Annotated in this window: 11 protein-coding genes; 9 read left to right on the top strand and 2 right to left on the bottom strand. The window is 48.6% G+C overall.

From position 1 onward, the window contains the following. The first annotated feature begins 5 nt into the window (after window positions 1–5). From V6668_RS21425 to V6668_RS21415, 3 genes are all read left to right on the top strand, one after another. A complete protein-coding gene (locus tag V6668_RS21425) occupies window positions 6–1,190 on the top strand; it encodes an exonuclease SbcCD subunit D (RefSeq protein WP_036615059.1) in 1,185 nt (394 codons plus the stop codon). Next, entirely contained in the window at window positions 1,187–4,606 is a 3,420-nt protein-coding gene (locus V6668_RS21420; RefSeq protein WP_338706601.1) for an SMC family ATPase, read from the top strand. Before V6668_RS21425 ends, V6668_RS21420 begins: the two co-directional genes overlap by 4 nt. Before the next feature lie 593 nt (window positions 4,607–5,199). Continuing rightward, window positions 5,200–5,544 carry a hypothetical protein gene (locus V6668_RS21415; RefSeq protein ID WP_036674796.1) on the top strand — a complete coding sequence of 115 codons (345 nt, stop codon included), beginning with the start codon at window positions 5,200–5,202 and terminating at the stop codon, window positions 5,542–5,544. A gap of 725 nt (window positions 5,545–6,269) precedes the next feature. Here V6668_RS21415 and V6668_RS21410 read toward each other — a convergent pair. Both V6668_RS21410 and V6668_RS21405 read right to left on the bottom strand, forming a co-directional pair. After that, window positions 6,270–7,403, bottom strand: coding sequence for a bifunctional cystathionine gamma-lyase/homocysteine desulfhydrase (locus V6668_RS21410; protein ID WP_338706600.1), 1,134 nt, complete (start codon window positions 7,401–7,403; stop codon window positions 6,270–6,272). 1 nt (window position 7,404) lies between these two features. Beyond that, window positions 7,405–8,355, bottom strand: coding sequence for a PLP-dependent cysteine synthase family protein (locus tag V6668_RS21405; protein ID WP_422395224.1), 951 nt, complete (start codon window positions 8,353–8,355; stop codon window positions 7,405–7,407). A 221-nt stretch (window positions 8,356–8,576) separates the two neighbouring features. Between V6668_RS21405 and V6668_RS21400 the strand changes: the two genes are divergently transcribed. The 6 genes from V6668_RS21400 (at window position 8,577) to V6668_RS21375 (ending at window position 13,188) form a co-directional block, all read left to right on the top strand. After that, window positions 8,577–8,936 (top strand): histidine triad nucleotide-binding protein, encoded by a 360-nt coding sequence (locus tag V6668_RS21400; RefSeq protein ID WP_024628477.1) that lies wholly within the window; start codon window positions 8,577–8,579, stop codon window positions 8,934–8,936. A gap of 232 nt (window positions 8,937–9,168) precedes the next feature. Then, window positions 9,169–9,342: a 30S ribosomal protein S21 gene (rpsU, locus tag V6668_RS21395; protein WP_005547957.1), complete on the top strand. Its 174-nt coding sequence runs from the start codon at window positions 9,169–9,171 to the stop codon at window positions 9,340–9,342. A 15-nt stretch (window positions 9,343–9,357) separates the two neighbouring features. Beyond that, window positions 9,358–9,801: a GatB/YqeY domain-containing protein gene (locus V6668_RS21390; protein WP_017687237.1), complete on the top strand. Its 444-nt coding sequence runs from the start codon at window positions 9,358–9,360 to the stop codon at window positions 9,799–9,801. A 282-nt stretch (window positions 9,802–10,083) separates the two neighbouring features. Then, window positions 10,084–11,406, top strand: a complete 1,323-nt coding sequence (locus V6668_RS21385; protein ID WP_051450046.1) for an NfeD family protein — start codon at window positions 10,084–10,086, stop codon at window positions 11,404–11,406. A gap of 158 nt (window positions 11,407–11,564) precedes the next feature. Next, entirely contained in the window at window positions 11,565–12,575 is a 1,011-nt protein-coding gene (gene floA / locus V6668_RS21380) for a flotillin-like protein FloA (protein ID WP_036615045.1), read from the top strand. Window positions 12,576–12,588: 13 nt separating this feature from the next. Continuing rightward, window positions 12,589–13,188: a hypothetical protein gene (locus V6668_RS21375; protein ID WP_076318858.1), complete on the top strand. Its 600-nt coding sequence runs from the start codon at window positions 12,589–12,591 to the stop codon at window positions 13,186–13,188. Window positions 13,189–13,320 lie beyond the last annotated feature (132 nt).

The following is a 13,320-nucleotide window of genomic DNA, read 5'->3' as shown; positions in this document are numbered from 1 at the left end:
GGACGATGCGTATTTTGCATACAGGGGACTGGCATTTGGGAAAAACGCTGGAAGGACGAAGCCGACTGCGTGAACAGGAAGATTTCGTTGATGAACTCGTCAGGGTCGCTGATGAGCAACAGGCAGATGCCATATTGATGGCCGGAGATGTGTATGATTCGGTTAATCCTCCCGCAGCGGCGGAACAACTTTTTTATGAAGCTGCAGCACGTCTGACGGAGCATGGAAGACCTCTTGTGGTGATTGCAGGGAATCATGATCAGCCAGAACGTGTAGCTTCTGTAACTCCACTTGTGAACAGACAGGGCATTACACTCGTAGGGATGCCTACTTCAGAAGCGGTAACCATCCATGCAAAGCGAACCGGAGAAATTGCACAGATTGCCGCATTACCTTATCCTTCTGAAGCCAGATTGAATGAACTGCTGACAACAGATGGGGACGAAAATGTGCTTCGTCAGGCATACAGTCACCGGGTGGGCATGTTAATGCAGCGTCTGGCAGCTTCTTTTCGCCCGGATACCGTGAACTTGGCCATGAGCCATATCTATGTGCTCGGCGGACTTGAGAGTGATTCGGAACGTCCGATTCAGATCGGTGGGGCCTACACGGTGGACCCATCATCTTTATCGACTGGTGCGCAATACACGGCGCTTGGGCATCTTCATCGTGCACAGGCTGTCAAAGGAGACGGTGTGATTCGATATAGCGGTTCTCCTCTCGCCTACAGCTTCTCGGAAGCAGGGCAGAGCAAGTCTGTCACGATGGTTGATCTGGCGCCGGGTGGAGCAGCACAGGTAGAAGAAGTTTTGTTAACGTCCGGGCGTCCGCTTGTACGTTGGCAGGCCCGTGGTGGTCTGGCAGAAGTATATCGCTGGCTGGATGAGGGGCGTGATCCACAGGCTTTTATCGACATGGAAGTGTGGCTGGATGAGGCAATGTCCCTGAAGGAGATTCAGCAGCTGCGAAAATCACATGAAGGTATCATTCACATACGCCCCGTGTATCCCGAGATGGCTGCAGCAGGACTTTTGGAGCAACGATCCGAGCTACCTGTACATGAACTGTTCCGTAAATTCTATCAGCGTCAGACCGGTGGTGCACAGCCGGAAGACAGCCTAGTACAGCTTTTCCTGGAACTTGTGGATGAAGACGAGCCGGGTGTGCGTGAGGAGGTCGAGGAAAGATGAAGCCAATTCTATTAAAAGTTGCCGGACTGCAAAGTTATCGGGAGATGCAGGAGATTGATTTTACCGTGCTGACGGAGACGGGACTATTCGGTATTTTCGGTCCAACGGGTAGTGGTAAATCTTCCTTGCTCGATGCCATCACACTCGCCATGTACGGAAAAGTGGAACGCGCGGTGAACGGGACGCAAGGCATTATGAATCATGCAGAGGATTCGTTGTCGGTTGCTTTTACATTTGAACTGATGTCGGCGGAAGGCACTCGAAGGTTCCGGGTAGAGCGACGTTTCAAACGAAATAATGAAGTTTCGGTGAGTAACACGATCAGCAAATTCATAGAGACGGTTAATGGCGAAGAACAGGTACTTGCCGACAAATTGGCAGATGTGAATCGCTGCGTTGAAGATGTGATCGGTTTGAAGATGGATGATTTTACACGGGCAGTGGTGCTTCCGCAAGGGAAGTTTGCCGAGTTTTTGTCACTCAAAGGCAGTGAACGTCGTCAGATGCTGCAACGATTGTTCCATCTGGAGAAGTATGGGGATCAGCTGGCCATCAAATTAAGTCGGCGGGTTAAGGATAATGATATGGTTCACCAATCTCTTGCTGCGGAGCAACAGGGACTTGGGAATGCCAGCAAGGAGACGCTGGAAGAAACGAAACGTCTTCTTCAAAACGCTGTTCAGCAGTCTGAATTGTCCCGCAAAGCGCTGGATGAAGCTGTGAAGGAAGCTGAACAACTGGGCAAAATTCGTGAGTTAAGTCACGAACGGCAGGCCCGGACGGATGAACAGCAGAAGCTGAAAGCACTAGAACCACAGATAGAGGTAGGCGAACAACGGCTGAAACAATCCGTTGCGGCAGATGCAATACTGCCTGCATTGCAGACGGTTCGAGATGCCATGGCTACACAGAAGCAGCGGCAGGATACTGCCGAGACAGCTCATCAGCAAGCACTGGAACATGAGCGTCTGGCTGTTCAGGAAGCGGAGAAGGCTGAGACGGCACGCAAGCAAATGACTGAGGAAGAACCGAAACTTCTGCTGCGCCTGGAGCAACTCGAACAAGCGAAAGAGCTGCAACGTGAACGGGACGGACTTCAAGCCGATTGCTCGCGCCTCGCGCAGTTGCTGGAACAGGGGCAGAGCGAACAAACTACGCTGGGACAGCAGCTTGAGAAAGAAAAGGAACTGCAACAGCGCGGACGCAAACGGCGAGAGGAACTACAGGAGAGCCTCAAGCCAAATGAAGTGAAGTCAGAGGAACGCAGGCAACTTCAAGCTGCGCTAGAACTGAAACATCGTGTGGATACTGCCGCGGAGCAATTGCAGCAAAATAAGGCTGACATGCAAGCCTATAAGCAATCGGCAGAACAGGGAGCCGACAAGCTGAAGGCGGCGGCTGAGGAAGAAAAACGCCTGAGTGATCAGCGTCAGCATCTGGTAGAACAGGCGTCAGCAGGCCTTGAGGCCTTGCTTGCCTGTGAGCAGGATATTAGCCGCGAACAAAGCCTGCTGGCCCTTGCGGAGGAACAGCTACGTGGCACGATGCGGGAGCAGGAGCTGCACCGGCTGTCCTCCGCCTTGCGCGCCGAGCTGCGTGACGGCGAGCCATGCCCTGTGTGCGGCTCGCCGCATCACCCGCTCCCGGTTGCGCCGCCGGGAGAAGGTCCGCACGCAGGCGATGCGGACCTGGAACTGCTGCGCAGCCTGCACGCGGAGCTGCAGGAGCTGCGCTTTGGGCTGCGCCAGCAGCTGCACGAACGTCGCAGCCTGCTGACGCAGCTTGGCGCTGCGGCCGGCGAAGCTCCGGCCGCAGCCGAGGCCGCGCCTGCGGCAGCGGAGCCCGAGCCCGCCGGGTCGCCCGAACACGGGCGCTCCCCGGCAGGCTGGGCATCGCGTGCCGCTGCGCTGCGCGAAGCCGCGCAGGCGCTGGCTACCGCAGCAGCGCCGCTCCAGGCCGAAGCCGCCGCGTTGCAGCAGGCGGCTGTGGGCGCGCAGCAGCGCCGCATGGAAGCGGCAGCTGCGCAAGAGGCCGGCCGTGCCGGGCTCACTCAGGCGGAGCGTAAGCTGGCCGAGAGCGAGGCCGCAGCGGCTACTTTGCAGAGCCGCTGGGCCGCGGAACTACCGGGCATCGCTCAGGAGGAGGCCAAGGCCCTTTATCAGGCGATGCAAGAGCGCGATGCGCGCGCCGAAGACATCAAGGAACGTCTGAACAAAAGCGTGACGTTCCTTGAGGAAAAAGACCAAATCATTCAATCTCTCCAGCAGAAGCTGGTTGAATTGGATAAACAACTGATTCAGTGGCAAACGGAGTGGCAGGGCAATAGCAAACAGCTGGCCGAGAAGGAAGAACGCTTGCGCCAGTGGGTTGGGGAGCAACGGGTAGAAGATCTGATTACTGCGGCTCAGGCTCGTCTGGATGGACTGCGGAAAACAGCTTCGGACTCGGCACAACGCTTCAAAGAAGCGGACACGCTGAAGCAGGAATCAGCTAAAAAAGACGTTATGGCTCAGCAGGCAGCTGCCTCGGCTACAGAACATCTGCAACAAGCACAGGAACGGTGGAAGCAATTGCTGGAACAATCTCCGTTTGACTCGGATGATGCAGTTGTATCCGCGGCAATTCCTTCACAGGAAGCAGAGCGACTGGCAGGGGAGATCCAGCAGCACCGGGAACGTGAGCGTGAACTGGCATCCCAGTTGCGTGAACTGGAACAAAAGCTGGGTGGTGCTGTCGTATCGGAGGAACAGTGGTTAGCCTGCACCGAACGTTTGCAGCAGGTCCGAATTGAGGACGAGGCTGCCCTTCGTGCCAAAGCACGTGCAGAACGTGATCTGGAGGATGTGGAGCAGCGACATGTTCGCTGGACCGAACTGGAGAACAAGCGGGTGGAGGTAAGCCGTCAAGGTGAGCTGCTCAGCAAATTGCAATCCGCGTTCAGAGGCAATGCTTTTGTCGAGTATATTGCCGAAGAACAACTGATGCAGGTTAGTCATGCGGCATCTCAGCGTCTGCGTTTCCTGACCAAACAGCGTTATTCACTGGAGGTGGATTCCGGTGGTGGTTTTGTAATCTGTGATGATGCCAACGGGGGTGTCAAACGACCGGTATCAACGTTGTCAGGTGGCGAGACGTTTTTGACTTCGTTGTCACTGGCCTTGGCACTGTCGGCCCAGATTCAGCTGCGAGGTCAGTACCCGCTCCAATTCTTCTTCCTGGATGAAGGGTTTGGTACACTTGACCCTGAGCTGTTGGATACCGTCATTACTTCTTTGGAAAAATTGCATGACGACCGATTGGCTGTTGGTGTAATCAGTCACGTGCCTGAACTGCGCGCACGCTTGCCGCGCAAACTTGTGGTGATTCCGGCAGGTGAGGCCGGAAACGGCTCACGTGTGGTCTTGGAGACCCTGTAGAGGGCAATGTGTAAGCAATATAGATCATAGAAGCGCCTCTAATAGTCCAAGCAAAATGAATATTAGAGGTTGTTCAAAAAGTCCACTTTTGATTACGAATGGTGCCTAGCGGCATCATCAACATCGAATATGGAATTCAGCCGAAATAAGTAGGGGCTTACGAAGGTTGTTTCCTTCGGAAATATTGCGGTTGCTCACGTAGCTCTATCTATGCTCCGCTACTCCATTTCTAGCTTTATCCCGTCTTTTTGGTACTGAAAACCGCCCTTTTTAAACACGCACTATTACGGAATATTATCTTGTAAAAATATTTCATTTCTTTTCTTGCTTTTATAACTTAGCGGAGTGAGTTACATCACAGATACAGGTTCATCCCGCTGTTATACTACAGTTAAGCCGACAAGCTTTATTTAAGTACCCCGGCGGACATCTGATCAGGACGTTTCCTGAATAGATGTCCGCGCAGCAGCCTTCCAAGGAAGCCGCTCACGGGGTGCTTCTTTTTTTGTGTTTTTTCGTCAGTAGTGTCAATTCGCCCAGTTCTGAATACCATGAAAAGGTGATCAAGAGCAGAATCAGGGAGGCGTTGGCAAGTGGAAAAAGTGGAAGCAAAGAAAATATGTAAGGAACACATGCACCGTTATGTATGTGTACAGATGAATGACGGTATGCACTACGATGGCATTATGGAAAATGTGGATGACGAAATGATCTACCTGGCTGTTCCCGTTGGACCGGAAGCCATGGTGAATCATGCGAACTGGGCTCCAAATGCAATGCCTGGAGCAAACTATCCGATAGGTCATACTCGCGGATTTTATCCAGGTTACGGCTACCCTACACCTTATCCGTATTATGGTTATGGCCGTAGACGTTTTAACCGACTGGTGCTCCCGTTATTTGCGCTTACAGCATTAACCCTTTTACCGTACTATTGAAATTAGAAAAAACAGTCATAACTAAAGTGACACATTCTTATCCACCCTATGAAAATCCTTGAAAATAACAAGCTGAGGATGGATGTTTCATTCATAGTACCGTACAGCATGAAATAGAGAGGTCTTATCACATATGTAGTCTCAGCCTGATGTATCGCGATAGTCATTGCAATACAACTGGCAACATACCGAATATCCAAAAAGGTCATGCCTGTGCAGAAGCGAACTTCTGTAAGGCATGACTTTTTTTAAAACCTAATTAGTGTAAGATCGAAGATGAACGGGTAGCACTTAACGTGTCCGCAGCAGCAATGGGTGTACTGAATCCTGAATATGCGAGAACGTTCATATGTGCAAGCTAACGATCAGGACACCGGAAAGCTTTAATTCTCTATTCCGATAAAAAGCTTCGATTCGTGTGGAATCGATGCTGTTCTCTTACCCGCGGTTGGAGGAGCGGAGCATGATGTGAGCTCTGACGAATCTCAGGCATCTTATTCAAGGCTTTGAAGCGCCCTCAGAATTTTAAGGAATCTGATACACGTTATAACCGAATAAAGAGCCGCTTTCAGCATTTTTTTGAGGTTGTTTTGGGAAATATCGTGCCTGCTGTTCTTTATAATTTCAAATGAGAGCCTGAACGCCAAATAAGACGTCCTGTGTTCCTTAGAAAATCTTCGACTACCCATTCGCGAGTATCGGCCAGCATGGACTTCAAAATGCCCTCAGCTTAATGCAGATTTCATATCCTCAAGTAAATCCTCAACATCCTCGATCCCAACGGAGATACGAATCAAACCATCCGTGATCCCCAATTCTTGCCGACGTTCATAGGGAATGGAAGCATGTGTCATTCGGGCAGGGACAGAAATTAAACTTTCCACCGCGCCCAGACTTTCAGCCAATGTGAAATAACGGACTTTGCTTAACACGTCATCTACTTTTTCAGCACTGCCTACATCAAAGGAAACCATACCGCCGTATCCTCTCGCTTGCGTGGAAGCAAGCTTATGCTGTGGATGGTCGGGCAGCCCGGGATAATAGACTCTGCTCACTGTTGGATGTTGATTCAAAAATGCCACAAGCTGCTCTGTATTGCGTTCTTGCGCTTCCATCCGCAATCCCAATGTTTTAAGGCCACGCATTAACAGCCAGGAATCCATAGGTCCGAGAACTGCGCCAATTGCATTTTGAATAAAATGCAGATCTTCACCAAGTTGATCGCTGTTGACAACCGCAAGTCCTGCCACGACATCACTATGCCCACCGATATATTTTGTTGCAGAATGCAGTACAATATCTGCCCCAAGAACCAGCGGAGTTTGCCAATAAGGTGTACTAAACGTGTTATCCACGATGAACAGCAACTCATGTTGTTTTGACCATTTCGCTACAGCAGCAATATCGGTGACCTTGAGTAACGGATTGGTAGGTGTTTCTACATAAATGGCCTTTGTATTGGATTGCAAAGCCTTTTCCAGTGCTTGTGGTGAGGTAGTATCTACAAAGGTAGACTCGATCCCCAGACGACTCAGCACCTTGGTGAAAATACGGTAAGTCCCGCCGTATACATCATCCGTCAGAATGACGTGATCTCCAGTTTTCAGCAGAGACAGTACAGCGTGAATCGCAGCCATGCCCGAACTAAAAGCAAAACCTCGAACGCCATCCTCCAGCTCTTTAATGACTTCTTCCAACGCATGACGGGTAGGGTTGCCTGTTCGTGAATACTCGTATCCTTTGTGTACGCCAACCGATTCTTGCTCATACGTGCTTACTTGATAGATCGGTACACTCACTGCTCCAGTGTGTGGATCACCAACAATACCTGCATGAATCAGCTTGGTTTTTGGTCTCATTTCATTGTCCTCCATTATAGATATTTTGGCTTAAATACCGTTCGCTGCTATCCGGGAAAATAACGACGATGTTACTTCCGGGAGCTGCGTGAACAGCTTCGTTTAATGCGGCTTGCATAGCTGCACCTGAGGAACTTCCTACCAGTAAGCCTTCCAACAAGGCCAGATCCTTTACCCGCTCAAAGGCATCTTCATCTGAGATCGTATGAATGGCATCAAAGTAACTCACATCCATAAAAGAAGATAACGTTTCGACCCCTATTCCTTCTGTACGATGTGGTCCCGATGGACCTCCTGCGAGTATCGAACCTTCGGGTTCTACGATACATGTTTTAATTAACGGTTTTTGCTCCTTCAAATAGCGAGATACTCCCATGAAAGTTCCGCCAGACCCGGCTCCGGCGATATATACATCCACCTGCCCGTTCAGATCACGCCAAATCTCAGGGCCCAGATGTTCATAATGTGCGAGTGGGTTATCCGCATTGGAGAACTGACCTGGAATATACGAACCCGGTATTTCTTTCGCCAGCGATTCCGCCTTGCGTATGGCACCAGTGATTCCTTCGGATGTGGGTGTGTTGACGACCGTAGCACCGAGGGCTTTCATCAACTGCTGCTTCTCAAAGCTGAACTTCTGAGGTACCGTGAAAATGACCTTTAAATTCAGGCCTACAGCCGCCATTGCAAGACCAATTCCTGTGTTGCCAGCGGTAGCTTCAATCACTGTTCCACCTGGCTTAACATCTCCTCTTGCCAAGGCCTTCTCCAATAAAAACTTGCCGATCCGGTCTTTCACACTTCCTCCGGGATTCATGAATTCCAGTTTGGCGAACAGGCGGATTCCTTCCGGTAATGGATAACGAGTTAATTCAAGCAGAGGTGTATTACCTATAAGTTCCTGCACATGTTGATAAACGGTCAAATTAACCAATCTCCTTTTGTGTGTCATTAACCATACATATTTGTTTAATTGGGAAAAGTGCGTGATAAAACCATATTTCGATAAAAGAGCTTGGTATACAATCCAATGTTGTATAGTGTTCGGCTCGATGATAGATGGAGAGTTGACCTAGAATACCTGGTTGTGTGTCTAAAGATTGGACGTGGGTTTTTACTTTTAGTATGATAGAGGGGAATACATACACTGGAATACAAAGGAGGGTATGAACTATGGATTGCTTATTTTGCAAAATTGTAGAGGGCAGCATTCCCTCCAATAAAGTACTGGAGAATGACCATGTTATCGTTTTTCATGACATCCAGCCCGCTGCACCGACACATGTTCTTGTCATTCCGAAGAAACATATTGCTTCCATGAATGAAGTTACTGCAGAAGATCTGCCATTGATCGGCGAGATTCATCTGGCTGCTCAAGAAGCGGCGAAGCGTCTTGGCGTGGAGGAAACAGGATATCGATTAATCAACAATTGTGGTAAGGATGGAGAACAAACCGTTCATCATCTGCATTACCACTTGTTGGGTGGTACCAGACTTGGCGTGTTAACAAGTCTGTCCGATTCTCACAAATAAACGAGCTGATGGGTACTACTATTGAGGATTTAGTCATATGCATTAAATCCATGAATGTGTGACCAAATGCTTATATAATGAATCCATTTCATAATACCTTTGAGTTATAAAATGGATTCAAATAAGTGATCATTACATTGAGGTTGACACCTTTATTATCTTTCGCCTATAATGTAAGATGATGAACCGTGTTATTGCTCTTGGACGGTCTGGTCGGAGGGAGGGAAAACTGGTGTCTGAAACTAAAGTTCGCAAAAACGAGACTATTGATGCTGCACTTCGTCGTTTTAAACGCTCCATCGCTAAAGATGGCGTATTGGCTGAGGTGAAGAAACGTAAGCATTATGAGAAGCCAAGCGTAAAGCGCAAGAAAAAGTCCGAGGCTGCTCGTAAGAGAAAGTTTTAGGAGGATTTTAATTACATGAATCTTAGCGAACGATTGAACGAAGATATGAAGCAAGCGATGAAGAGTAAGGACAAGTTCAGACTCTCCAACATTCGGTTGATTCGTTCGACGATCAAGAATCTTGAAATAGATTTGAAAAGAGATTTGGATGACAACGAAGTGCTTGATATCCTGAGTCGTGAAATCAAACAGCGCAAAGATGCCCTCCAAGAATTTGACAAAGCGGGCCGTGAAGATCTCGCGGCAAATGCAAAAGCGGAAATTGAAGTACTCATCCAGTACCTTCCCACACAGCTTACCGAAGAAGAAATTAAAGTTATTGTACAGCAGACCATCCAGGAAACCGGTGCTTCTTCGAAAGCCGAGATGGGGAAAGTCATGGCGGCCCTTATGCCGAAAGTTAAAGGCAAAGCGGACGGCAAACTGGTAAATCAAGCAGTTCAACAATTTCTGCAATAAAGCAAATCAATAAACACCTTCTGACTTGTCAGGAGGTGTTTTTTCCATTTATCAGAAGGCATCATGTCCTTGGGATGACGAAATTTCTTTTTAATGGTTAATATATATTATTATGGATTTTTATTCTTGCAATTGATTGAGTTTTCAAATATAATTTTAAGATTTTGAAACGAAATGTTGCATTGCACGTAATAAATACCATAAGCTGGACAGTATAACATTAATGGAAAAGGGGGGACTATTGTGAAGGGAAAGCGCCGGAAGAAGCTTACGGGGCCATTGATGCTCTTAATGCTGCTGACGCTGTTGCTTCCTGTCTGGATTGGATCACCGTCAGCGCATGCAGCTGAGAAGAGTGGTGCCGTATATATTATTCCGGTTGATAAACCAATCGAGCAGGGACTTGGCAAGTTCATGGAACGCGGGTTCAAGCAAGCAGAAGAGATGAATGCTGGCCTGATCGTTCTTGATATCAATACGCCGGGAGGCCGTGTCGACACTGCAGAAGCATTGGGTACCCTAATTAAGGACAGTCCGATTGAGACTGTTGCATTTGTTCGTGGAGATGCTGCTTCAGCAGGGAGTTTTCTGGCTCTGAATGCAGATAAGATCGTAATGTCACCAGGCAGTATGATTGGTGCGGCAGCAATGGTCGACAGTACGGGTAAACATGTTGATGATCCAAAGCTTGTTGCATTCTGGAAAAGCAAAATGCAGGGAGCGGCTGAAATCAGTGGTCGTGATGGCAAGATTGCAGCTGGAATGACGGATGTTAACATCGTTGTTGAAATGCCAGAGATCAATAAAACCAAGCAAAAAGGTGAAATTATTGCTCTCTCGGCTGAAGAAGCGCTGAAAGTTGGTTATGCCGACCACATCAGCAACACACCGGAAGAAGCGGCAGCTTGGCTCGGTTACAGTCAGGATGACGTATTTAAGGTAGAACGAACAACAGCGGAGAATATCTCCTCTTTTCTTACCAATCCGGTTGTGATGACTGTGTTATTGTTCCTCGGAATCGCGGGTGTGATCATTGAATTGATTGTTCCTGGTTTTGGAGTTCCTGGTATTGTAGGTATCGTGTGTTTCGTGTTGTATTTCTCGGGTAATTACATTGCGGGATTTGCCGGAGCAGAGACATGGGTGCTATTTACCGTTGGACTCATCATGATGATTCTGGAGATGTTTATTCCGAGCTTTGGTATTCTGGGGATTTTGGGATCAATTGCGCTTGTGGCCGGTGTTGTAAGGGCTGCTTATGATACGAGTGATGCATTTGTATCTCTAGGTATCGCTTTTGGAGCAGCACTGGTAGTCATTGCGATCATCTCAATTATCTTTAAGGATCGAGGGATATGGAATCGCTTCATACTGAGTGATAGCATGTCTGCGGATCGGGGTTATTCATCAGCTACAGAACGCAAAGAGCTGGTTGGTCTGCAAGGAATCAGTCTGACACCACTTCGTCCTTCTGGAACAGCGATGTTTGAAGGGGAACGAATTGACGTTGTGACCGACGGAGATTTTATTCCCATCGATACTCCGATTATTGTGATTAAAGCGGAAGGTACCCGGATTGTGGTTCAGCAAGCTTTGCCGGTGTAACTCGCTCTGTTGTCGAAGCGGATTAACGCTTCGGCAATGTACATAACCACGTAGCTGAAGCTGCCAGCAAGGTGGTGCATTCTTTCATTTAGCAGCGGACTCAAGAGTGTATTCTCAAATATTTTTATCAAATTCAAATTGCAAATGGAGGAAATTAAATGGACACATCTATGATTACGATTTTGCTCATTGCGGTAGTAGGTATTATCGTATTGAGCGTATTCTTCAGCTTTTTCCCGGTTATGCTCTGGGTTTCAGCGATTGCATCCGGCGTACGCGTAAGTATTATTACACTGGTAGCGATGAGACTGAGACGTGTAACGCCTAGCCGTATCGTTAATCCAATGATTAAAGCAACTAAAGCCGGTCTTAAACTCTCAATGAACCAACTGGAAAGTCACTTCTTGGCCGGTGGTAACGTTGACCGTGTTGTAAACGCTCTGATTGCTGCACAACGTGCCAACATTCCACTCGAATTTGAACGTGCTGCTGCGATTGACCTCGCAGGTCGTGACGTATTACAAGCCGTACAGATGAGCGTTAACCCACGTGTTATCGAAACACCGATTGTGTCTGCGGTTGCCAAAGATGGTATTGAAGTTAAAGTTAGAGCGCGGGTTACGGTTCGTGCCAATATTGACCGTCTCGTCGGTGGTGCTGGTGAAGAAACGATCATCGCCCGTGTTGGTGAAGGTATCGTAAGTACGAACGGTTCCTCCAATTCTCACAAAGACGTCCTGGAAAATCCGGATCTGATCTCTCGTACTGTATTGTCCAAAGGTCTGGATGCTGGTACTGCTTTTGAAATCCTGTCCATTGATATTGCGGACGTTGATGTAGGTAAAAACATTGGTGCCTTCTTGCAAACAGAGCAAGCAGAAGCTGACAAACGTATCGCTCAGGCAAAAGCCGAAGAGCGTCGCGCAATGGCCGTAGCCCAAGAGCAAGAGATGAAAGCACGCGTAGTGGAAATGAGAGCACGCGTTGTTGAATCCGAGTCCCAAGTACCTTTGGCAATGGCTGAGGCACTTCGTAACGGTAAAATCGGTGTGATGGATTATATGAACCTGAAGAACATTGAAGCGGATACTCAAATGCGCAACACATTGGGAAAACCTGGTGAAGGTTCGAATTCCAACGATCAGGGTGATTCCAAAAACGGAAGATAGGCGGTGAGTGCATATGGGCCTATTTGAATGGATTTTTGATAATTTGTATATTGTGGCCGTCATCGGTTTTGCACTCTTCTCCTTCTTGGGGAAAGCTGCCAAATCGGCTGATCCGAACAAAAAGCGTCCTGCCAACGGGATGCCTACATTTGGAGGCAGTGGTGATTCAGGCCGGGATGAACGTTCAAGAGACAATTCATCTCCGCAGCAGTCTTCCGGACCTACAGACCCCCGCTATGATGAACAGTATGATGATCGGTATGATGACGTGCAATATGAGAATCAGTATGATGAGCCGTATTCGGAGCCTGCTGCATCTTCTCGCCCCGCAACTGACTACAGAAGTGAGGGCACGATGAGTGCGATGGCAAATTCACTTGAGGAACAGATGAGAGGCATGGAAGAACAGCAACGTTTGATCGAAGAACGCTTGAATCGCATCTCTTCTGCGAATCGGCCAGTTGTGTCTGATTCCAGTTGGGATGAGACCAGCAGCGATGGATCGGGAGCGTCTCCGCTTCGTCCGGCAGACATTCGCACAGGTGTCCTGTGGGCAGAAGTACTGGGTTCCCCTCGTTCCAAGCAACCGTTTGGTACAAGAGGAAAACTGTAAACAAGTCAATTTATTGGACGGAAATAAAGCCGTCTCTGGTGAGCATAAAGCCGCCGGAGACGGCTTTTTCTGTGTTCTATCCTTTTTTCTCAACATTCGTCCCTAACACGCCCCGGAATTTTCATAAATTCA

Source organism: Paenibacillus amylolyticus (assembly GCF_036894225.1).
Lineage (GTDB): Bacteria > Bacillota > Bacilli > Paenibacillales > Paenibacillaceae > Paenibacillus > Paenibacillus amylolyticus.
This window is presented reverse-complemented; position numbering and strand designations above follow the sequence as displayed.